The sequence below is a fragment of the Huaxiibacter chinensis genome (genome assembly GCF_022171985.1).
GTDB lineage: Bacteria > Pseudomonadota > Gammaproteobacteria > Enterobacterales > Enterobacteriaceae > Enterobacter > Enterobacter chinensis_A.
The window spans coordinates 1-22,528 of record NZ_JAJVHF010000017.1; the positions used below are offsets into that span (position 1 = coordinate 1).

General features: G+C 41.8%; 22 protein-coding genes. 9 read left to right on the forward strand and 13 right to left on the reverse strand.

Translation table 11 applies throughout. From position 1 onward, the window contains the following. Nucleotides 1-1,370: 1,370 nt before the first annotated feature. The 11 genes from LZP96_RS21735 to LZP96_RS21785 all read right to left on the reverse strand — a co-directional run bounded on the left by LZP96_RS21735 (nucleotide 1,371) and on the right by LZP96_RS21785 (nucleotide 13,006). Nucleotides 1,371-4,052: a TraC family protein gene (locus tag LZP96_RS21735; RefSeq protein ID WP_000387412.1), complete on the reverse strand. Its 2,682-nt coding sequence runs from the start codon at nucleotides 4,050-4,052 to the stop codon at nucleotides 1,371-1,373. 8 nt (nucleotides 4,053-4,060) lie between these two features. Beyond that, nucleotides 4,061-5,011: an IncHI-type conjugal transfer lipoprotein TrhV gene (trhV, locus tag LZP96_RS21740; RefSeq protein WP_001022588.1), complete on the reverse strand. Its 951-nt coding sequence runs from the start codon at nucleotides 5,009-5,011 to the stop codon at nucleotides 4,061-4,063. 9 nt (nucleotides 5,012-5,020) lie between these two features. After that, nucleotides 5,021-5,773, reverse strand: coding sequence for a protein-disulfide isomerase HtdT (gene htdT / locus LZP96_RS21745; RefSeq protein WP_182911723.1), 753 nt, complete (start codon nucleotides 5,771-5,773; stop codon nucleotides 5,021-5,023). A 118-nt stretch (nucleotides 5,774-5,891) separates the two neighbouring features. Then, a complete protein-coding gene (locus tag LZP96_RS21750; RefSeq protein WP_000377632.1) occupies nucleotides 5,892-6,374 on the reverse strand; it encodes a hypothetical protein in 483 nt (160 codons plus the stop codon). A 7-nt stretch (nucleotides 6,375-6,381) separates the two neighbouring features. Next, nucleotides 6,382-7,737 (reverse strand): IncHI-type conjugal transfer protein TrhB, encoded by a 1,356-nt coding sequence (gene trhB / locus LZP96_RS21755; protein ID WP_000351841.1) that lies wholly within the window; start codon nucleotides 7,735-7,737, stop codon nucleotides 6,382-6,384. Next, the gene (htdO, locus tag LZP96_RS21760) at nucleotides 7,727-8,188 is read right to left on the reverse strand and encodes a plasmid transfer protein HtdO (RefSeq protein ID WP_000521242.1); all 462 of its coding nucleotides are present in this window, start codon (nucleotides 8,186-8,188) and stop codon (nucleotides 7,727-7,729) included. Before htdO ends, trhB begins: the two co-directional genes overlap by 11 nt. A gap of 1 nt (nucleotide 8,189) precedes the next feature. After that, entirely contained in the window at nucleotides 8,190-9,461 is a 1,272-nt protein-coding gene (locus LZP96_RS21765) for a TraK domain-containing protein (RefSeq protein ID WP_000592092.1), read from the reverse strand. Then, the gene (locus tag LZP96_RS21770) at nucleotides 9,461-10,249 is read right to left on the reverse strand and encodes a TraE/TraK family type IV conjugative transfer system protein (protein WP_000783153.1); all 789 of its coding nucleotides are present in this window, start codon (nucleotides 10,247-10,249) and stop codon (nucleotides 9,461-9,463) included. Before LZP96_RS21770 ends, LZP96_RS21765 begins: the two co-directional genes overlap by 1 nt. 11 nt (nucleotides 10,250-10,260) lie before the next feature. Then, nucleotides 10,261-10,611 carry a type IV conjugative transfer system protein TraL gene (locus LZP96_RS21775; RefSeq protein ID WP_001447770.1) on the reverse strand — a complete coding sequence of 117 codons (351 nt, stop codon included), beginning with the start codon at nucleotides 10,609-10,611 and terminating at the stop codon, nucleotides 10,261-10,263. 17 nt (nucleotides 10,612-10,628) lie between these two features. Beyond that, nucleotides 10,629-10,982 carry a hypothetical protein gene (locus LZP96_RS21780; RefSeq protein WP_000423602.1) on the reverse strand — a complete coding sequence of 118 codons (354 nt, stop codon included), beginning with the start codon at nucleotides 10,980-10,982 and terminating at the stop codon, nucleotides 10,629-10,631. Between the two features lie 1,148 nt (nucleotides 10,983-12,130). Then, nucleotides 12,131-13,006: a RepB family plasmid replication initiator protein gene (locus LZP96_RS21785; RefSeq protein ID WP_000594611.1), complete on the reverse strand. Its 876-nt coding sequence runs from the start codon at nucleotides 13,004-13,006 to the stop codon at nucleotides 12,131-12,133. Nucleotides 13,007-13,482: 476 nt separating this feature from the next. Here LZP96_RS21785 and LZP96_RS21790 point away from each other — a divergent pair, with 476 nt between their 5' ends. The 4 genes from LZP96_RS21790 (at nucleotide 13,483) to LZP96_RS21805 (ending at nucleotide 16,557) form a co-directional block, all read left to right on the forward strand. Beyond that, on the forward strand, nucleotides 13,483-14,535 hold the full coding sequence (locus LZP96_RS21790) for a ParB-like helix-turn-helix domain-containing protein (protein WP_001065778.1): 1,053 nt from the start codon (nucleotides 13,483-13,485) through the stop codon (nucleotides 14,533-14,535). Nucleotides 14,536-14,554: 19 nt separating this feature from the next. Further along, complete coding sequence (locus LZP96_RS21795; RefSeq protein WP_000594930.1) at nucleotides 14,555-14,755, forward strand: hypothetical protein; 201 nt, start codon at nucleotides 14,555-14,557, stop codon at nucleotides 14,753-14,755. Next, a complete protein-coding gene (locus LZP96_RS21800; protein WP_000838219.1) occupies nucleotides 14,752-15,468 on the forward strand; it encodes a DnaJ-like cysteine-rich domain-containing protein in 717 nt (238 codons plus the stop codon). Before LZP96_RS21795 ends, LZP96_RS21800 begins: the two co-directional genes overlap by 4 nt. 255 nt (nucleotides 15,469-15,723) lie before the next feature. Next, nucleotides 15,724-16,557, forward strand: coding sequence for a hypothetical protein (locus LZP96_RS21805; RefSeq protein WP_001805246.1), 834 nt, complete (start codon nucleotides 15,724-15,726; stop codon nucleotides 16,555-16,557). An 8-nt stretch (nucleotides 16,558-16,565) separates the two neighbouring features. Here LZP96_RS21805 and LZP96_RS21810 read toward each other — a convergent pair whose 3' ends face one another. Further along, nucleotides 16,566-17,378 carry a DNA adenine methylase gene (locus LZP96_RS21810; RefSeq protein WP_001121574.1) on the reverse strand — a complete coding sequence of 271 codons (813 nt, stop codon included), beginning with the start codon at nucleotides 17,376-17,378 and terminating at the stop codon, nucleotides 16,566-16,568. A gap of 369 nt (nucleotides 17,379-17,747) precedes the next feature. Between LZP96_RS21810 and LZP96_RS21815 the strand changes: the two genes are divergently transcribed. From LZP96_RS21815 to LZP96_RS21835, 5 genes are all read left to right on the forward strand, one after another. After that, the gene (locus LZP96_RS21815; RefSeq protein ID WP_000114860.1) at nucleotides 17,748-18,911 is read left to right on the forward strand and encodes a ParB-like helix-turn-helix domain-containing protein; all 1,164 of its coding nucleotides are present in this window, start codon (nucleotides 17,748-17,750) and stop codon (nucleotides 18,909-18,911) included. 247 nt (nucleotides 18,912-19,158) lie between these two features. Beyond that, the gene (locus LZP96_RS21820; protein ID WP_258926359.1) at nucleotides 19,159-20,850 is read left to right on the forward strand and encodes a DUF4942 domain-containing protein; all 1,692 of its coding nucleotides are present in this window, start codon (nucleotides 19,159-19,161) and stop codon (nucleotides 20,848-20,850) included. Continuing rightward, complete coding sequence (locus LZP96_RS21825) at nucleotides 20,847-21,023, forward strand: hypothetical protein (protein ID WP_000070862.1); 177 nt, start codon at nucleotides 20,847-20,849, stop codon at nucleotides 21,021-21,023. Before LZP96_RS21820 ends, LZP96_RS21825 begins: the two co-directional genes overlap by 4 nt. A 60-nt stretch (nucleotides 21,024-21,083) precedes the next feature. Beyond that, nucleotides 21,084-21,527: a hypothetical protein gene (locus tag LZP96_RS21830; RefSeq protein ID WP_001805248.1), complete on the forward strand. Its 444-nt coding sequence runs from the start codon at nucleotides 21,084-21,086 to the stop codon at nucleotides 21,525-21,527. Continuing rightward, nucleotides 21,514-21,795 carry a hypothetical protein gene (locus tag LZP96_RS21835; protein ID WP_000535423.1) on the forward strand — a complete coding sequence of 94 codons (282 nt, stop codon included), beginning with the start codon at nucleotides 21,514-21,516 and terminating at the stop codon, nucleotides 21,793-21,795. The genes LZP96_RS21830 and LZP96_RS21835 overlap by 14 nt, the downstream gene beginning before the upstream one ends. A gap of 57 nt (nucleotides 21,796-21,852) precedes the next feature. Here the strand turns inward: LZP96_RS21835 and LZP96_RS21840 are convergent, their stop codons facing one another. Next, on the reverse strand, nucleotides 21,853-22,479 hold the full coding sequence (locus tag LZP96_RS21840; RefSeq protein ID WP_000966518.1) for a hypothetical protein: 627 nt from the start codon (nucleotides 22,477-22,479) through the stop codon (nucleotides 21,853-21,855). Nucleotides 22,480-22,528: the final 49 nt, after the last annotated feature.

The window sequence follows — 22,528 nt, forward strand, 5'->3', positions numbered from 1 at the left end:
AGTGCCTTCTGATGCTGCTCAGACATACTATGCACAGATATAATCACCCGTCCGTCCTTGTGATTATCGGAAAAGGCCATGCACCGGAGTCGGCAAACCGGTATGCAGTGATGTGACTTTAATCTTTATCAGCAGGCGCATTTCGTATTAAGGGAGCCAGTGTTAGCAACCCTGCCCAGGACGGAAGGACACTATCAGGACTGAACGCCAGTTTGGCGATTAAGGGGGTTAAATCTGCAAGCGGATGACAGTGCCCCAGCTGCTGCTCAGTCACACCACGTCCTGATAAAATCTCCTGCCCGGTAATGTGATGACCGAAAAAAGCCCGTGCACTGGTGTCGGCAGACCGGCACGCAGGAATATGACGTTAATCTGTATCAGCAGGTACATCTCGCATTAGGGAGCAAGTGATAGCAACCCCGCCCAGAACTGAAGGCCAGCATGAGGACAGAACCCCAGTTTGGCGATTAAGGGGGTTAAATCCGGCAGCGTGAGTAAGTGCCCGTGCTGTGTTAAAGAAATATTCCCTAAGGACAATCTTCCGCTCGGCCTTTTGTATAAAGTTGTCACCCCGGGAGCGGGGATCACTTTACCTGCTTAGCCTAAATCTTACGTCAATCGCTATCCGGAATTTTAGCTTAATGGTCCTGAGTAAGTTAAAAGGGCTACCCATAATGACGTCCCCAGATGGTGATAAAGGAGTTAATTCCGCCTTCGGCTTACAGTGCCGCAGCTGCTGCTCAGCAACACCACGCCCTGATTAAATCTCCCGCCTGTCCTTGTGATGACCAAAAATAGTCCGTGCACTGGCGTCGTAAGACCGGCATACAGGAATGAGGCGTTAATCTTTATTAGGTGGCAGGATTCGCATCATGGGAGCAAGGGCCCTAGAACTGTAGACTAACATTAGAAAATCACAGTTTGGCGATAAAGGGGGTTAAATAAGTTAAAAGTCTTCGGTGAGCAAATTGGATAAATTTTCAGAAACCAAACCGTTAATAATAAACTTTTAGAAGAATGATTAAAGGATATTAAGTTTTGTATGCAAAATGACACCAGTGATCTGTTTTCACTAATAATGCCGCGCTACTTTGATTACCTTTGGTAAACAAAAATGTAATTTACGTGATTTTCATCTTATAATGTCAGTATTGAAGTTATAAATTTTGTTTACTTAATGCGTACACAACCTAACTGCGATTTGTATTTATGTCACTGTTTTTACACCACATTAATTATAAAACCAAAATTTGCAGCACAGTGATGAACTCATTAAGTCACAACCTCATTTGTTTACTTAAGGCATACAATAAAAAACCAGATTCTTATGAGACATCTGGTTTAATTATTTTTGCTTGAAGATATTTACTCTACGCGGCCAAACCCGCTGCTACTTCTTGAGCATAGAGAATTTCTATTGCCTCGCCATAGCTACAATTCTCGCGGCTTTGAATTTCCCATAATTTACTCCTGTCAGCACTATCCGTAGTAAAACAAAGCTCCATTTTCCGGTCTACGTATAACCGACAGATCTCTTGGAAGTTTTCGAACCTGACTAACATCTCTGAAAACACCTTTTTGACTGTACGAATATTTTTCATACGTTCATATTCTGCATCTGAAGTAGAAAAATATTTATTAGCCTTCATTGCTTCAATGCTTTCTTTTTCTTGTTTCATGATTATCTTCCAAGGCGAGTTAGCAGTCAGGGCCCGGCCAACAGAAGAAGTAAAATAATCTTCAAACGACTGTGTGATACAGATGCCAGCGCAGTTTGTTTTCCTGAACCTACGCCATGCCGCTTCGAGGAAGGAAGAGAAGAATTGGTTTGATTGATTTCCGGCACCTGATGAATTATCAGGACGAATGTACTCCCATGCTTCATCAAGGATGAACAAGCGACGACGCCCATCTTTTTTGATGAACATTGCATGCTGAGCAGCCTGAATGATAGACATTAATACAACTGTCTGAAGGTGGGGGGTGCCTTTTAGCTCCTCCAGTTCCAAAACAATAAATCTGCTGTCGAAGTTGATTGGAGGCAACGTATCGGTAAACCGGTGCCCATAAATTCCACCTTCGCACCATGCTCCGAGTTGCTCCCCAATATCCTTTATACGTTTGTCTTCATGCTTCTTGCAACGCAGAGCAAAGCCGGTTATTGAACCGGTCCGACCTGATTTTCTGGATTCTTGGTACTCTTCTGCAATAAGCTGAAGCATCACTGATTGTTGATAATCATCGATAAGGCCTTTCTCTGAAGCCATAATTTTTAGCTGATTCAAAACCATTATGGTCTGAGCAACTTTGTCTTTTTCTGCATCGTTTGAAGTTGATTCACCGGTAAATTCAGGTGCTTCGTTAAATACATCGTCGTTAACAGTGATGTCAGTTAGGAAGGCAAAGGGATTTAGGGTGAAGTCAGGGGTTTTACCGAAATCAATAAATTGACTGTTTGTATATTGTTCCGCAATCCCCTGGTAAGAACGGCCCACGTCCACAACAAATACTTGAGCACCGTCAGGATCATCATCTGGGTATTCGTTTTCTAAAAAATGCTTAAATGTTGAGCGATAATGAACGAGGTTATTAGATCGCGGTCCAGCTCCAAGATAGTTATTGATTAGATATGCTGTCCAGAATGACTTCCCTGCACCTGACGTTGCACCAATAACCATGTTATAGCTTGCAGAAGTCTTGAAAATATCAAGTCCCATGAGTTGACCTTCACGAGAAACTAAACTCAGTACTGGTCTATCTGTATTACCTTTCCAGGGCCCAAAGATCGGTGTCATATGAGCCGCTCCGGTGTTGCTCACTACTTCGGAACGGTCAAGGTCGAAAATTGTCTTTGGGTCATTGCACATTGGCAGACATGACATAAATGACGGGAAAACGATAAAGGAATCATCTGCTACTTTGACCCGGCTTTCGAGGTAAAAGGATTTGAGATCGTTAGCTGCTGTCTGCACAGAATTGGCATTACTACCCATAACAGTGAAAGTAAGATACCCTCTTAAAAGCTTTGCGCCATCCTCAAGCTCGCGAGTTACGGCCATGTAGTCATTATCCATATCCCGCAGGCGAGGGCAGAATGTGACAACTGAAGGTATACTTGCCTGTTTATTAGTGATTGCTTTGTAGCGGACGTTTTCTTTTGACAACTTGAGCGGATCGGCAAACTGAACAGTCTGAGTGATCATAAATGGGCTGAAAATTGTCTTACGTCCATGCATCCAGTTAACTACTAACTCATACATACAACCGAAATTGACGTATTCAGGAAACTTTACAACGGAAAGTTGTTTGAAGTAACGATGCTCAGATTCGTCGTCACTTTGTGTGACTGATGAGAAATGATTTTCTGTGACTGTATACTTACGGCCGGGAACGTTAACTTGTTCATTAAGCCTTTTCATAGTGTTAACGTCTATGAAACCTTCAGCCCACCGGGAGTTCTTTCCGGGGTTTACGACCTTATCTATACAATAGAGCCAGTTTTCTGCATCGACCTTAAACGGATGCAATCCAATCGTAATTAACTTACTTACAAGTTCAGAGTAAAGTGAATCGATACGCGAATGTTCCAGCTCGGTAGGAAGGGCAGACTGTAAAGGAATCGATAGCGAGATCCATACCTGAAAATCCCTCAACATAAGGTTATCATGATCAGGTTTTAAAGGCTTATGCATACTTCTGTCGTAGTAGTCCAACTGATAACCATTAAGCAGATCTGCTTTAAGCTTATCGTTCCCAGTCATACGCCCACCTCGCACAGCTGACCAAGCACTAAGCTGTAAAGTCAGGTCTGGCAATGCAGTCAGAGATATTTGACAGACAGTATCTGTAGGGAAATCCATTTTGAACATTTCAGCAAGAACATCTTGCTGATTATCAAAAACTCCAGGGGATGGATTACAGATAAACATAAACCCTAATCTGTTGCCATCAATCAAAAAATAGTGAGTCCCTGCTAATTGATCGTAAACAGGGATAAACCCACCTAATTGATGGCGATTTAAACCGCTATTGTAATTATTGATAGCTTCCATATTTGACCTTACAGTTGTCTAACAATGCCGTTCGAAGAGACAGCTTTAGTTGCTTTTTGTTGCTGCTGCATATTTTCCCGGGCCGCATCCTGTACTTCTAAAGGAACTATGCGAGCTGGGTTTGAGGTCGAATTCTTGCCAGCAATCCATGTTTGCGGTTTTACGTTGACATAAACGTAGCCGGGAAGATTAAGCGCATCGTTATCATCGGTATAAGGTGCAAAAGTAATTCTCATTACTTTCCCCTGTTGCAGAACAGCAAGTGGTTCAGGAGCCACTACAGCTTGTTTATAACCTTGCGAACGGTATTGCTGGATCTGCCCAGGGTTGAGAGTCGGGTTAACGGGCTGGCCATTGTAAAGAGAGTACATATCCTTACCAGGGCTGATATCAGAATTAGGTGCAACGTAGCGTGGGGCATTTCCAGCAGAAACCGGATAGCTTGTTTGTTTAACGACTTCCGCAGCCGGATGAACGAAAGGGTTACCAGTTGAAGAGGCAGTGCTATAACTGCTAGTCATCCTTACGTTTGAATTAACCGGTACACCAGAAATAGGCCGTGGTCCAATGGATGAAGTAGGGGCACCCATTTTTAAAGTTTTATCGTACATGACAGGTAACTGACCAACTGGCTTAATTTCGGTTTTTGAATAAGCCACAGGCTGATTTTTAAGGGTAGTAGACTGTGGATATTTGACTTCCCCTGGAGGGCTAATTTCAGTTGGATAACGGCTGTCATTGACAGCCGATTTCTCCTTTCCCGATTCCGACTCTTCCCCCGCCAGTGCAGACAGATCATCTCGATTATTAGTTAACTCCATAACTTCGCGAGGACCTTTACAGATAACGCCCTTTTCAATGCCTGGACATTCGGATTCGGAACTACCGATGGAGCACCCCGTAAGATATGAGGATGTACCTACAACCAGAGCACTGAGTACCAATCTTTTGATGTTCATAAACTAGCCTTAATTTGTCTCAAATGGATTTTTTAAGAGAGGTTCAACGCTTTGGTTCAACCAGTAGTCGAAATCTTTTGGAATGCCATTACCAGCCAAACCATCCTGTCTGACAACTGAAGGTACACCCTGCAATTTATAAATTCCTGCGAGCATCAATGACGCTACCAAAGGTTCCGCCGGACATTCTTCTGCTTCTTTTTGAGAGAGCAATCTTTTTTCAATGTCGGATTTGCTTCCCATTAGCCAACGAAGAATATCGAGGTTGTTTATTTTTCCTTTTTCTTTACTACACCAGAGCCTTCTAAGCTCTTCTTTTGGCTCACCGGGTGAGGGAACTAAAACAATATCTATCCGATACTTGTCCCGATCTGCATAGAATTTCTTAACAAGTTCCATGCAACCGTCACAATCAAGTGTTATGAAAATGGCTGCTTGTCTTTTAAGCTTTGAATTTCCCAGAGGAATGGACGCTACAGTTTCCAGAGGGAAGGGGGCCTCATCAAGACTAATAAAATAGGAATTCCTGATTTCTTCTACAGTCAGAACAGGTTTACGTTTAATTACATCAACAAGGCTTCCCCCAGTAAGGGAGTATCGGCCATCGGTCGTTACTGCCATTAGCTGCGAACGTTCGTCCTGAAAGAGGTATAGCCCACCAGAAGGAATGTATATGGCATCCTTAGGTTTATATCCTTTCATTTTTGATAACACACCCGAGATCTGACTGGGTGAAACGCCACCTTCCTTTGCCTTTGCCATTAACGCAGCAGCATCACTATTAGTTAGGACCTGCTCTGAAGCATAAGTGACCGTATTCGCCATAATGGCGAAAGCCGCCATTAAAGGGAAAAGTAACTTTTTCACTATTGGGTGCCCTCTACTTCTTTGCATTATAAGAACTTGATTGTACCGCTTCAGAGCTATCTTCAAGTTCCATATAAGTGACGATTTCAACACTATCCGGTACAGTAACGGCAAGCGTTGCATCAATAATTAAATAGCCACGGTCACGGTAGATCTTCATTAATGTTCTGAAATATTCTTCGAATTGAGATCTATCATTGTCAGCAGTACGGCCTCCGTGATGCTTGAAAAATTCCTTACGTAATTCAGGCATGTCAAGCACTGCAATCTTGTACGAAGGCTGGGATTGTTTATTGAAGTAATCGTAAACATTCATAAAGCCTTTATAACCATAAATAATGACCAATACGGCAAAGGCGAAGAAAAATAAATACTTCAATATTTTTTCAATATCAATTTCGAAGGTAATTTTTTTTGTTGTCCTTTCTCGCACCATTTTTTTAGTGATTTCAGGTCCAGCTGATTCAGGCGATTCTTTTTTTTCTAAACTATCCATTTAAACCTCAGCGACTGGTCAGATTCGTTGGAATTGTAGTTCCGGTCTGAACGACAAATGTAATAGCTCGGCCAGGGCTAATTTCTACGATTGGCCACTGTTGTTCTGCAATTGCGGTGTAGTAATCGACGAGTCGATTAAGACCACCTTGAGCTGCACCAGCCCCGGCTAATGCCCCAAGTGCACCAAAATTAGGGGACTGATACTGAGCCTGTGAATTAGGGTCGATGTTAAGTGAAGATACCTTACTGGGACTTAAGCTACCGGCAAGTGAAGAAAGTCCACCGGCAAATGCAGCTCCTGCAATTGCGTTACCATTTCGGCTGATAAGCGTGCCTCGGATCCCATTTTTTCCGTCATTTTCACTTACAGCATATGCTTCCAGTTTTACGTCAAAAGCTTTCCCTTTTGAATTAACACAAGAGATAGAAGTGGCACGTATGTAAGCACGCTGTGACGCCAGATCACCAACAGCTGAACCCAGAAGGTTACAGTCACGCAAATCCATGGTGAAATTATTGGGCATGATGACATCTTTTTTAATACGCATCGTTACTGGCATTGGTTCTGATTTGGAAGAAAGGCTTGTAGGCGCTTCAAGCCCGGTAATCAGAACACCAGTGATAATAGATGTTGCCGGAAGAAACATTTCATCTTTTCGGGCAGCATGCCGCGCTTTGCTATCAACTGGCGCAGTACCATCACCTCGTACAGTCCGAGTTGGCGCTTTATCTCCTGCAATGACCTCTCTGCCTTCCTTGATTCTGTTTTCAGACACGGGCATAACCTGAATGACACCATCGGTACCATTAGTCTTAATGGAACTTTGTGTGATTGTTCTCATTGGGCTATTACGCGTAGGTGTGATAGAAGCGTAATTAGGGTTTACGCCATTAATCGGCGCATTAGCATTAAGCTGATAAGGAGCTGCCGGTGCCTGCTCATTAATCGTTTTACGCGAACTACCAGCATCCAAGTTACGATTGCCGTTTCGATTTGTCTGCATATCATTAATTTGCTGAGACAGCTGCTGAAGTTGAGAAGTTAAACTTGCAACTTGGGCTTTAGTTTCCTGTTGGGCTTTTTCTGCTTTTTCGCGGTCCTCTTTCGCCGCATTTTGGTCAAGTCGGTTTTGCTTAACCATTTCTTTATATACTTTCTGGCTTTCTTCATTACTCAATTTGTTCATTTGCGAATCATCTAACAACAAATTGGTCTGCATGTCTTTTTTCTGTGTTTTCTTTTCTTTCTTAACTGGTGTGGAAAAAATAGACTGGCTAATAATATAAACAATCACTACCAGCAGAGCGCCAATAACAGAAAGTCTGACGGTCTTATTTTCCCAGGCCTTTTTAATGTCCATGATTAGCTCCACTTGTAGGTTTCTGGAATCGTTTAATTTTTAGATTTCGTTCGCTGTCAGACATCTGAGGAACGATATAGGGTTCACCTGCTCTGGCCCAGTTTTCACGAACAGATGGATGATTCATTTCAGCTTTATCTATCTGGCTCGTTCTAGATATTTCATGTTTGTAATTAGGTTCCAAAACGTTACTTTTGTGATAGTCAAAAGCATTCTCCTCATTAATATTGCCCTCTCCTACAAATTTATCAATAAGAGTTGGATCGTTCATTATTACTGTCTGAACGGGAAAAGCGTTACTGCCATCTTCGATACTAATGGGTGCGTCCGGAACGATTAATACACTCCTTTTTGGTATATATTCTGACCTGTAGTAAAAGCTGGTTAAAGCAAATACGACAAAACCAATCACGGTGGCCCCAAGCAGAGCAGGCAAAGTAACTTTTCCCATATTATTTTCTGATTAGACTTGGTCTGGTTGTAACCCGGGCCTCGCGTTCCTTGAACAATTTATCCCGGACTATGTAAAGCTCTGTTTCTTCTCCCGGTTGCAGGTATGCTTTATCAAATAAAGCACTTGCAATAACGCCTTCTGCCATACACTGCTGATCAGCAACGATTTGACCGTATGGTTTATCGTTTTTCACAAGAATTACATCAATAAGTTCACGTGAGCCAACCAGTCTCTGACCGAGCTTTGCATACATATTAAAGTTACATGGTGACTGCTCTGGCGCAGGAATACGAGAAAGTCGGTCCTGTTGTAAACTGAATCCTGAAGGGACCTCACCAAGAGCCACAGGAGTCAATAAATCAATGATTCTTTGTTTATGATCGTCTTGTTTTGGATCCGTTGGAGCCAGTTCTTCTGACTGGGAGCGGGCCAACATTTCCTCATAGTTTTGCTTATCCAATGAGGTTTCACGTTTGGCTTGCATAGATGGGCTTAAAGATGTAGTAACTGAAATCATCGCACCGGGAACATCAAGCGGTACCAGGGTCAGGTTATAGGTCGATTCAGGTACCTGATCTTCAGACAACATAATCCCGATTGGTTTATCGGTATTAGTTGAAATAAAGACATCGCCACCATTAACAAATATGCTTGCCTCTTCAGCAGGGGTAGAAGTACTGACAGAAGCATTCTTGAAGCTGGTCGATATTCTGTTTTGAAGTCCTCGTGAAACTGGCAGTACCACATTCCCACCAGGCGGCACATTTACACGCTGAACTTCTTTATATCGGTTACGAGCTTCGACATAAAGTTCATCGGCTTTTGACGTGGCGGTCGCATTGGTTGCATTCTGCTGGGAAGAGGTACCTGTTGGTCTCCCATAGCTATCAATTGCACCAGATCGGGTCTGTGCGTCAAATCCGGGGAGACTAGGATTATTTGATAATGCTCCAGTAATAGCGCTTACCGCAGGCGAAGCATTGCTGGCTGGGGAAAGTTGCACGGTAGGGAGATCAGTTGTAGGTTTTTGTCCCTGCGCATTACCGGCTTCACTAAGGTTTGTTTGTGCACCTGACTGTTCAGAACCAGCTTGACCCGGAATAATGGCTTTTGCAGCTCCATTCTGAAATCCGTCAGCACCAACTGGCATTACAACCGGGTTATTAATTGTTGCTGGCAATTGGTATTCTTCAGCGATTACGCAGTTCGAAGTCGTGAGCATGATCAATGCTGTAATTGCGTTGAAGCCTAAGCCCTTTTTTTTAATCATCACTTGTTACCTGTAGACGGTGGCGGATTATCCAGCGTTGCCAGTTGCTCTTTGCCGTTTATCGTAATTTTTTTAATATTCGGTGTTCCGGAATATTGATTTACATATGCAATTCTTGGGCGACCATTTTTCATCCCGAGAACCCATTCATAAGTCCATTTCGATGATTCAGTTTTGTCCGGAACATTTACAAGTCGAGTCGTTTTGGTACCCCAGACATAGACCATGTCATTTTTTGGATCAAAGTAAATATCATTAGGCTTAAAGGTCTGCTCAACACCACGAGCCTGCATGATATTTATCTGCTCCTGTAAAGACTCACTCGTTTTAGCCTGTAGTTCAGGTGAAAGGGCATCGAGGACATAGGCCGTCACAAAGGAAATATTAGTTGGATTAATATTCCCTAAAAGGGTACTAAAAAAGAGAGCCCATTGTGTTTTATAAGATTCCGATGCTTTGTTACCAACAACCGTGATCTCTTCATTCATGTTTGGAGGGGTAACAATCGTCACTGGGTCAGTGAAAAAAAGAATCTTTGCAACCAATAACCCAATGACGGCTATTGAAACAGTATTAATGCGGATAAGTTTTGTATCACGATTAATCAGGGCGCTGTATGTAATTCCAGCACCTGACGCTTCAGCTTGTGGGCTAAATCGTTTTTTAATGTCCAAAAAACGTCCCTTAGCACTTTCATCTTTCTTTACGTATGACTGTTCAAGATCACCGTTTTCATCCTTTTTAGATTTTTTGAAAAAAGGGATGTTAATGCCACTTAGCATTTTCATTCATAGCTCCATCAAGAATACAAATCTCTGATAAATGGATCGTTGAAATAACGGCTACTAAAAACTGCTTTACCTGGCAAAAAACCGAGCCACCAGAGTTTGTGTTTTAGCAATCCTCTTATTCCTGACTCAGCTGCTTTGTTATACGCAATCCAATACACAACCGCTGCTACAACAGAAAACCCGAAGCATTCGAAGATATTCCCAAATGCAACCAGAATGAATGCAAGCCCTAATTTTTTGGCATCCCAAAACAAAATCAGTAGAGGCATGTTGATCCTGAAAGGGAATCTATAGGTATGCTGAGGAACGTCGTTCTGCTTACTCATTAAAAATCCAGAGAGGGGGATGAACCCCCTCATGCATGATTAACAATAAATTACAGCGGTACGCCAGCATCCATAAAGGTGCTGATAATTTTCTCGCCGTTGGCCATTACCAGCATCATGAATAATGAAACCAGTGCCAGGCCCGGGTTAGGCTTAAGGACAGAGAAATATACGCTTGAGATCAACATCGCGGCTGCCAGAATTTTGCCCGGAGCTCCAGTCATACTTTCACTCATGTATGACCAAATATCTCCCAGTGCCCCATCATCTGAACCCGCATATGCCAGACCGCAAAAAAGCACGGTCAGCAGAACAAACAAAATCACTTTTGCGCTTTTTGTTTTAAAAAGTGCAGCCGTGTTAGATTTCTTTTCACTAAGGCCAATATTTAAAGAAAGTTCCATAATTACTCCGTGTAGATTTGAGTTCACGTAAACGCGAATGAATAATACTTTTTTATTCCGATCCTTCCGTTCGCATAAACCCCCTTTTTTTAACGTTTAGCGATTGGTGAATTTTTAAGCAAAGGGCCTAAAGCATAATCTTTGAAAGGTACCAGTGAACGCTTAGTAAAAGTTTGAAAGAGGGGAGGGGGTAAGATTACGTTAAGCTCAATCCTGAAGCTGATGAGACTCCTCAAGCATAAAAGTCACTTTTGATGGTTTGAAAAGCTCTAACTAGATATCGGGCAGGTAACTAAGCTTCATATCTAATCTTTTTTGTTCCCTTATTATCTATCTCTTGATTCTGAGAAGGCCGCATATCACTGTGCTCCCTGGTTCGGCAACTATCAGTTGGAGAAACTACATACAATCCTCGGGCCGGTGCGTCATTCATCTAAATGCCTTTTACACCTCTGGGCGTGAGTGGGACTTTGTCTTGTCCATACGAACATCATTCATTCGAATGCTTTTGGCCAATGCTATTTAAGCAAATGCTTTCTGGCTGAGTCCTTTTGCGAATGAGTCTTTGATATAACTGCATGAATTTTGGGTTGTTTGGTGTACTAACAAAACAAAGGCATTTCTTTGAATGCCATTGGAGTTGTGATGCTTCTGATATTTTTTTGATCTCATATCAAGCACATAGTCCTTCTGATGCCCAATGTCATAGATGTCTTGGACCATTCTCGCTCTTAACAAAGCTGAACTGTGTGTCATTCGACCTAATGCCATTCACCAAAATGCCTTTTTATACCACTGCATAGCTATGCTCGGGATACAGTGGCAAACAAAAGCATTTCAATGAATGAATTTTTGGGATACCGACATCAAAAGCATTTGTATGAATGTAAGAGGCGTAATCCACAAAAGGCATTCACGTGAATAGAGTGCGCACGAAACCATCTTGCTCAACGGCATTTAATGAATGGGCTAGCATGTACGCTTGAGTCAGAAAGGCATACAGATGAATAGTCAGGAGTTCGTTTGAAAAGTTACTTTTTTGCACATTAAGCCGAGATGTAAGACCAGTAGTAAAAGAAGCACTAAGCATAGCACTGATAAATAACTTATTTTTCAGCAGGTTATAACCAGTGCATACCAGATAGCTTTCAACCTTGTTTGGCAAGGGCCAGCTTAGGGCTTCTTTTGAAGATCTGAAATTGTATGTCGCGACCTTTCTTAACTTCTTGATAATCGAGATATCCGATAGATTCAAGTTCCCGCATTGCTTTACGAATTATCTGGTTTTGCGTACGAATAGGGGTTGTAAGAAGCAACCTTTCCCTCAACCGTTTCATATTAACGAACAACGTACCAGCTGGCATTGCTTCAAAATAAATATAGAGAGATTGCGCAGCTTCTTTTTTAGCCAAAATGTATAGAACCTGAAGGCTTAACAATGTCTTATGGTCGTAACGATACAGTTCCCACATAGAAGGATCCCCAACCAGCTCAACAGTATCGCTTTTTGGATCAATCATAGCCTTCTGCACCAGATGCGTTACTGTGAACCGACCACTACGAGAGTCTGAGAAGGCAAGCACTACCGATGCAAGGTTCATTAATGACTCTTTAAAGCGCGCACGAGTTCGTTTGTTGATGTTTGTTGAACTGATACCACACATCTTCGCAAACTCGTTAAAAGTCAGGCTAATCTTCTCGGAAGTAAAACCATATTTACTGAAAGCCATGATGATCCCGAGCCAGCACTTAAAGTCGGTAGACATAGATAGTTTGACACCAGTTATCTTGATGTCGTCATAACCCTCCGATCTTGCAATTTCCATACACGAAAGCTCATCAGAGGCATCAACTTCAAAGTTTCGGTCGCGGTTTTCTTTTGTGCCGACAGGGGTAAATACACTCAATCTCAGCAGGGCCACGGGCTGAACCGACTTGGACGAGTTAGGCGTCAGTTGATAAGTCTTACCTGATTCATTACTGGTTACGTCAAAAGGATGGATTAACTCGTTGTTTTTAATCATTAACTTAACTCGTCGGTGATAAGATTTTCATTTGGCAAACTGTTTATAACATATTCTTGCAAATGCTTTTTACGCATTTACCTAAATGCCATAAGCATTCCAGTAAATGCCTTCCTTATTCATTCAAATGCTTTTCGCATGCATCCGAATGCCGGATCCTTTCATAAAGTTACTATAATCAATGAGTTAAAGATGCCGTGATCTTTACTTGAACTCTATTGATCTTTAGTGATCTAAAGAATTGATCTAACCTGTTGAAAACAATGATAAGTCCATATAAAACAAGGAATAGCGCTCCTTTATCAATATCTACAGATCGCAAACGGAAATGAAAGTGGGTTTACTATCATTGTTTTATTCAAGACAGTTTTTATTTTAATTTTATTAAGCAAATTTTTTGAGTTTACCTTTTAGATGTATCAGCCCTATTTGGCAAATTTGAGGTTCATGTATCATGTAGTAAACAGGAGGAAGATATGAACAACAGCAAACATACAGTCATTGAAGTGGATACTAATCTAGTTGAAATTGAAAAGGGATTTAATCCCCGAGAGGCGGTAATCGGAGATTTGTGTTACGAACAAGAACCTGTCAAATCGATGATTGTGTCAATCAAACAAGCCTTTAAGGAAGGAAGGCAGGTTGATATGATCAAGGTCGTAAAAAGAAAAGGTAAATATTTAGTTCGTCAAGGTCATACTCGTTTTCATGGCTTAAAATTAGCAATTTCTGAAGGTGCTAATATTCCAAAATTATCTGTTATCTTAATCGATTATAAAAACGAAATTGAAGAATACCTTGAGAACCTCGATGGTAACAGAAGCAATGGGCTAAATCCGGTTGGGCAAGCTCATGCATTAGCTCATGCTGTTAGTCTCGGGTATTCGGTTGAAGAACTAGCAATGCGATATCAACGATCAACTACCGCAATTCGTAATATGCTAAAAATCCTTGATATGCCATTAGAGCTTCAACGTTTGATTAGCCTAAATCTAATCAAAAAAACGCTCGCCATTGAAATAATGTTAAAATATTCCAACGATCACAAAATGGTTTTAAAACATATAGAAGGTTTCTTACCTGGCGTTAAGAATATTGAGACTACAACGAGCAAAATTGTAGGCATACCTGAACACAATGCAGCTGGAGCAGGACCAGACACCTTAAATAAAGGCGGACCAGAAAAGAAAAATTCGGCAGTCACACGTAAGACTTTGGGTATTAAGCGCCTCTCGCATAAGAAAACAGAACGGCTAAAATCTGAATTTCTTGAGCTTGTGGAAAGTACACATACGGAATCTATAACGAATACTCAAACAGAACTAAAATTTGGTAGAGATAGTGCACACTTGTTCAAAAATGTTGATAGTAAAAATGTAATATTTTCTGATGATGGTGTTCAAATAATCTTGAATGATGAAAAGCTAAATATTTTATTGTCTTTACTTAACGACGAAAATACAGCAATCATTCTTTCTAAACCAAAATTAGAAGAGCTTCTGGAAATTCGAGATCTCCTTAAGGAATAAAAAACCGAGGATTAGTTGAGTGATTAAACCTATAAAGCTGACTCTTATCGATAATTATAATGATTTGCTTCTAACTCATGAAGTCCTTAAACGCAACATGGAAGAGTTAGAACACGGTAAACGTTTTGACCAATTTCCTGAAGGGCATGACCACTATGAAAAAACTGTGAAAGAAGCTGTAGCAATCGTAGAGGCACGTTTGGAGGTGTTTCGAAAATGAAATCTCTTTTCTTTACTCTTGATGGTCATATGGTACCAGCCTCAGTGAATGTATCCCTTAACGGAGATGGAAATTATTATGCACCTATCGAAAGAGAATGTAACGAATGTGCGGGCACAGGCCACAAAGGGGCTGATGTATGTGAAAAGTGTCATGGGGTGCAAACAGTTGGACCCATTATTGAAAAATTAGTGGTACTAGAGCCAATTACCTTTCTCGATAACATTCCGGAACTGCGTGTTAACCCAACACTCGAAGCATGGAAATCCAGAAACCACGTACTTATTGAGAAAGCAAAAAAGGCTAACACTAAGTTTTCTAATAGTATATTGGCGCAACTAGACAATAACCGTTTTTTGACAGAACGCCAGCTGGATTGTTTCTTTACAACCTTTGATGTGATGTTGTCTGAAACTCCGGAAAATGAACAAGAAATTTTAAAACATAGCTACAATATCGGCCAGGTCATAAGCATTGAACTAACATTTACTGAAGTCAGGGCCGCGTACGCAAAAAGTAAAGGGAGTTATTTTTTTACATTTACTGGTAAAGTTAGAAATGACGGGATCGCTTTAACGGCCGATAAACAGGATCACATTTTATTGGGTGAACGTTATCATTTGACTGGAAAAGTCAGAAAATTCTATGATTTTGATTCGAAAAATTATGCTGCAATAACAGTTTTTAAGTTAAGTAAACTCCAAGACAGTTAAATGTTTTACTGCTTAAATATAGAGCCAAGACTTAAACTGTCGTTAGGACTCACTCACGTAATATTGTTGCTTACGCAATGGGTTTTATCCCTCATAAAGATCTGCGAGTATAAATCTTTTACATTTAAATTCCCCTCTATCACAACCTTTTCAATAGTAAAAAAATGATAATCTTATTAATTATAATTTTTAATTTTTTGTATACCAATACCATACAGTTAAGGCTAAAAGGTGATGATGGAGATGGACTTTAAAATGCACAATGATCTGGGTCTCGGTTTCATTTGTAAAAATGCAAGAACATCGTCAAAGCCAACGTTAAGAAAAGTTACTTTTCCGGTAAGCGCATATGAAACGTCTAAGCTTTCTTTAACCGGTTTTCAATGCCCCACAGCCTGCCGATTTCCTTTTTTTGTGCTATGCATGATAATCCATAACCATCTTTCGTCTGCATGCCCTATCAACCAAAATGAATGTTCAAATCATATATCGCAATTTTCTATCGACATTAAAGTACAAGATTGGCTTAGCCGTTCAAGAGTAGCGTTTATTGATTTCCATAATCTAAGAAATACAGATAAAACCACATTAATAACAGTGGAACATCTTGAAGCTTTACTTACTGTTATGTCAACTACTCTTGTCGCTTACGCTCCATATTCAAAAAAGAGACTTAACTTTAGCTTTCTAAATTCATTTACTTTGTCTAAAACTTCTCAAAGTTACACATTAACTTTCCCGGTAGTTCTCAGTCCGCTTTTAGATGCTCTTGGCGGTTTCATTCAGGAATGCATAACCGAAAAATTGTTAAAACGACGAAATTCGAATTTCATGGTTTACGAGTATCTTAAACGTTCAGGCCAGAGCTCTCATAAAGTGGAGGACATTAATAACGACTTACAGCTTAAAACTCTAAATATAAGACTTATGAGCGTCCTTACTGGGCTTTCTCAGCAAGGACTCATTTCATTTATTTGCGAAGGAAAGAGGGGCGACCGGAGAATAGAAGAGCTTCAGTTTATACCTTATGTTCAACGAACTCACCCTGAGGTATTAACTTTTCAGGAATGGATTAGCCCCGTTGATTAGAATTAACTCTATTTCAGCACGGCCAGTATTTCTGTTTCCGTTTTCCGTGTATTTGGCTTACTTCCTACGGATCGGTAAGCGCTGAGTCTGTGTATGACGAATCCACGCTCTTCATAGAGGCCCAAAGTGAATGGTGTCAGGCTATTTGATATCGCAACAGCAGCGCCTTTTCTGTGAGCGTCAACGAGCATATTTGCTAACAGCACGTGGTCGCTTTGGCTGAACGGTTTACCATCGTAACTGACAAAACTAGTTTTGCTTGTTTTGTCATATGGCGGATCACAATAAATCTGATCTCCTTCGCCGGTTGCGGCCAGAGTCTCCTCAAAACCAGCGGTGATCAGTTCAATACCTGAAAGACGAAATGAAAGGTAGTCTATTTTATTGAAGTCAAGCTTCAGTTCTGTATGTTTCCCCCAGGGCACTGAATAGATTCTTTCTGAGTTATAGCGGCACATACCGTTATAGCCCAGGCGATTCAGGGAGTAAAACAAAGCCGCTCTTTGAAGCGGTTGACCAGAAATACAGGTTTTGTTGAAACGGTCCCTCATCTCATAGTAGTCCTTTTCGACAAAGGTTTTATCCGCTAGGTTTTGGACCTGATTTATAAAGTTAGTTTTCTGTCTTTGAATAGTCCTGTATAGGTTGATCAAGTCTGGATTGCTATCTGCAAGCAATGCATTTTGTGCAAACATGTTCAGAAAAACGGCACCACCGCCTATAAAGGGTTCTACCCACCGGCAACTATGATCGTGTGGGTAGTGATGGCTGATGAAAGGCATCAGTTTCGTTTTTCCACCAGCCCATTTGATTATCGGCATGTGTCTGAGATGTCGAGTCAAAGTGTCTATACCTGAGAGAGAAATTTAGGTGCTGGTATCGTACCTAACCACGGGCTTTAACTAATAACTTAGGGAGCAAAAAAAAGTTGTTTAAGACGCACAGTTTTGACTTTCAGCATTGCGGATTTATAAGATTTTTCCTCACTGATACCTGAACTTTATGTTTTGGATTTATGTCTTTGTTTATGAAGCGATTTTGATGCCATCACAAGAAATGGGGAGCCCTCTTTTTTTGTGAAAAATCAGAATAGGCTCAAAAAGTACCTTTTTTGCGAAAAATTATGGATTTTTTTTTCGGTAGTATCCCCGCTACGCAGAAAGTAAGCAGAAAAATGTAACGGAGCCCCTATGAGTGTTTTACTGACAGAACCTACACAGCAAGCTAATGACAAGGTCTTTAAAACGGCCCATGTTGCCTTTTCAGTAGTTACTGGCACAGGTCGTTACGTCACTGGGCTTAAACAGTTCCGTGATGCAAACCCTGAACTTTGTACTGAAGTAAGTGACCAGAAAGCATGGGCTATCCACCCTTCAGTAATTCAGGTCACGCCAGGCTTCAACTCCCGCGAAATGGGAATGGGTGACGATTACTATAAGCTCCCTGAGGTTGAAGAACACATCTACAACATCAAGAATGCCTACATTCGAGGTGACTATGTAGACCCTATCCGAGTACGTGTCATTGATGGGGTACCTTTTGTTCGCCAGGGGCACTGCCGTTTAAAAGCCGCAATGATGGCATGTGATGAAGATCATGACATCACAATCCTTTGCGTTGAGATTAAAGAAGATGAAATTGGCTGTGAGCTCGCGACCATTGATGGTAACCGTGGTCTTGCGCTTTCTCCTGTTGCGCTTGGCGAGTCCTATCGTCGCCTACATTCTCTTGCTGGCTGGTCACTCGAACGAATTGCTCAACGTGAAAATAAAAGCCCGACGACCATCAGTTCTCTTATCCGCCTGACAACCTGTTCTGTTGTTATCAAGAAATGGATTCATGCTGACGCTATTTCGTATGTTAACGTGCTTTCACTGATCGATGAGCTCGGTGAAACAGAAGCAATTTCACGTATCAAGAAGATGATCGCGGAACTTGAGCAGGCCGATGCGAATGGCATCACGGTGAAAAAAACCCAACATGGTCAGGTACGAGTCAGACCTTCAGACTTCAAGCCAGCACGGATTCCGCCGGTTATTGCCACAAAAGCCGTAGAAGGCGTCAAACTCATCACCACCAGCTTATTACAGAAACTGGGGGATATTGAATTGCCGGAGATGACAGATTCAAGTGCTGACGAAGAAATCAACATTACGTTGAACCGCAGTACTCTGGAGATGCTGAGAAATCTTTCAAAAGAGATCACAGAATCAGAGAACAAGCAGCTTCGCCGTGCGGAGAATCGTCAGGCAAAACTTAATGGTGAGAAGCCAAAATACCCACGTAAAAAAAATGCTAAGAAGGCAGGGGAAGAGACCGATCAGGATACTGACCCACAGCCGGACGCAGAATAATTTACTTTTGGCAAAGTGTTGGTTTTGTCAGAGTCATTAAGGATTCAGGCTTTTTGCCCGCCTTTTTTAAACCTCCATGTATCGTTCTTGCCCCGTTTATGCGGGGCTTTTTTTTTGCTTCTTTCTATGAGTTGACATCTTTAAGTTTTATTCAGAGACATAAAAAACTTTTTCGTGTCACTGAACCTATTAGGTTACAGAGCGACGTTGCTATCCTGGTAAAAGTTTTTTCTAAAGGACCGGTAAAATGTCATCTCTTGATTCTGAAGCTAAACCCGATAATGCAGGTCACAGCGTACTGGCTTTAACAACCTCTCATAGCCTGGTGGTTAGCTCTTCTGAAACATTTCTTCCAGATATGCGCAAAGAGCTCGGCATTATCGCGGATCTTGTTGAGTCCTATAATGATGAACTCTGCTTGTTGAAACACATGGCTGTCCAGTTCAAAACCCACAATCACCAGAAACTTTATTCTTATCTCTCAGGCTACAACCACAGTATCTCTGAAGCGGATGCCTTGTTCGCGGAAAACGCTCTGAGATCTGAATACTGGAAACGCGTTATGGCACTCACTGATGTTTTGCCTATCATGTCGGATGCCAAACGTAACGAATGGGATAAGCAGTTTACGGCCGACCGCTATATTATGCCGCCTCAGGTGATCCCTGATTTCACAGCTGACGCTGTAGTATGCACAGTCGTTGCTTTGCTTAATGACCGCAATCAATTTATTAAAGAAAGGGTTTACGACGTCTTCCAGTCTCTGAGCCGCAGTCATAAGACAAACAAAGCTTTTGGGTTCTCCACCCGCATGATCACTACCGGAGTTTGCGAGCCGTCTAAATACCCCTGGCAGAAATTAAGGGTGGATTTTAAAGAGTCTGGCATTTCACCACTGAGCGAGCTCCGCGTTATATGCGCATTCTTCCGTGGCGAACAGGTGAAGGCGATCCATAACACCAAATCATTGGTTGAGGCGTTGGTCGAACATGAGGGGTTCAGAAAATGGATCTGCATCGATGGCAACAGTATTCGTTTCAGGGTTTACAAAAATGGATCAATGCATATTGACGTCCACCCTGATATCGCCGAGCGGCTTAACAATATTTTATCAGCTATCGTACCGCTGGCATTACCTGCCGACCGCATGGCTCATAGCAAGAAATCTTTGGAGGCATTCCCTGTACTTAAGCAGTGCATCGACTTTGATACCCGGATGCAGCTTTCTGAACTAATGTTTAAAAATGACGGGGACAATAAATGGAGTTGCTGGACATCTTTAGGGTCTCTCGCCGAACGCAAATCTTCGAGTGTTGCCGCTGACACCCTTCGGTTCTTAGGGGCAACAGTAACAAAATACGATGTGACATTTTCCTATGATCCGTGTGAGGTTATTCGTTACATCGGCCAGATAGGGGAGATGCCTGATATTGTATCGCATCAGTTTTACCCTTCATCTTGCCGAATCAGCGAATATGTATATTCCCTGCTCGGTGCAGGGGAAGGGGATACCCTCCTGGAGCCTAATATTGGCCATGCGGATTTGCTTAAATCATTCCCTGCCGGTGTGATCGTTACTGGCATCGAGCTTGATACTTTGAATTGCCTTATCTCCCGGGCTAAGGGATACGATACGACAGAAGCTGACTTCCTCACATGGTCTAAGTCTAATCAACAGAAGAAGTTTGATTATGTCGTGATGAACCCACCTTTTGCCGATAACCGGGCCAGGCTGCATCTCCAGGCAGCTGCATCTCATCTCGCAGCCGGGGGATCTCTAGCAGCCGTTCTTCCATTATCTCTTCAGGGGCTCGATAACCTTCTGGGGGAAGAATTCCGGACGGAATGGATGGACGTTTTTGAGAACGAGTTTGAAAACACGACCGTTTCGGTTCGCATCCTGTACGCCGAACGTATTCAACAAGAGGAAGTCCTATGAGCAACCAACCCACCAGCCTGCCAGAAGAAGATATTGAGTTTGTTATGGATACCTTTCAGAGGAGCATGGGTAAATCCAAACCTGTCAGGGATACTCAAATAGAGGGCGAGAAACCGCAAAGTAAAGAGTCCGCAAACTCAACTGAAAACCCCGGTTATGAAGAATTCTTTTAATTACGCTCATGATATCCTGGTGCAGTTATTTAGAATGATATTTGAGGGATGGGGGACATTGTGATTAAAAGGCGTAACATTCGACGATCAGTTTATGGATTGCTTATTGTTCTTATCGCCGGAAATGTGTGGTTAGGCCTTAGAGCTGATAAAATTCATAAAGTGCGTTATCAGGATTTCTGGTCACCGGCAACTGTGATTAAAGTAACTGTAATGCCTTCAACGAATGAAATCCAGCTCAGTGGTAAAATCCCTAAATCGGTAAGAGTTTCAAACAATTATGTTGAGTACTCGTTACCGGGCACACTCTCGGACAAGACCATTTACCGAAGCGTGTTAGAAGATGAGATGCTCACTTTGCTTAATGCTGGAGGTCAACTTGAAGTTAAATACACTCTGGACAAGCAGACAAATCGAACTAAGGTATGCACTAAGTGCTTACGGGTGATTAAAGATATTAACCATCAATATTCAGCCACTGAGGTAAAGCATGGGCAGTCCTAAATTTGAAATTGCTGAGCAAATTAAAATGTGGATCGTTGTTTATCTAGTTTGCTTTTTAGCACTTTACTGTGTGTTAAGCGCTCTACATGCGCTTTATGATCCGCTAAATTTACCTGCCCTGACGTGGCCTATCAGCTGGTTCGTGGTGCCTGAAATGACAAGTTTTGGCAGTGCATTATTAGCTTTTGTCCTAACGCCAGGCCTTTGCTCTATAATTGCTGTTTTATTCGGTAAGTCTACCTTTAAAAAAGCTAAAACAAAAATATAGAGTTAATTAGATTGGTGGCTCAGGTTTATAAAACCTCTCACTAGAGAGGTTTATTTATTATTTTTGACTGAGATTAACAGCGTTTTCCATAAATGTATCAATAACAACCGTAAGAGACTGGCTGGTACCATGGCTATACTCAGGCCAAGGTAAAAAAGGATATGAAGAATACGCCATCAACATGATACTGGTTGGGCAACGCCAGTCCGTTGGAACACCTTTACTGTAATGGACAATCATAGCCGGGCGACTACAATCAATATCTCCAGCGTTTTTATCGAGTACGAAAGTAGCCAGAACGCCGGTGTCCTTCTGGGATACGAAAACAAGGCTGTCAGTAAAAATAAAGGCCATTAAGGAAGAGGCCAGGAAAGCGCCAGTAAATAAGGACTTCTTCTCTTTCCAAACGCGTCGAGCATATAACCCCATTAGCGCTACCGCTGAAACCATTCCGGACCACTGAGCACCCAAAGAAAAATCTGTTACTGTTTTAGATGTCATACTTTCATTAATAGTAATCATTGCGACAATGAATGGTGATGCAATTCCAAGTGTTGCTAGGACTATCAGCGATATTTCAGACCGGTTTTCTTTAGCGGATCCTTTACTTATTGCAGACATTGCTCTGAACATAACGAATGTACTGTTGAGCATCAGAAAACAGCATAAGAGCATGTATAACATTGGGTTTCCTCAACCTAGAAGTGATGGTTACCCTGTTATTTTACATAAA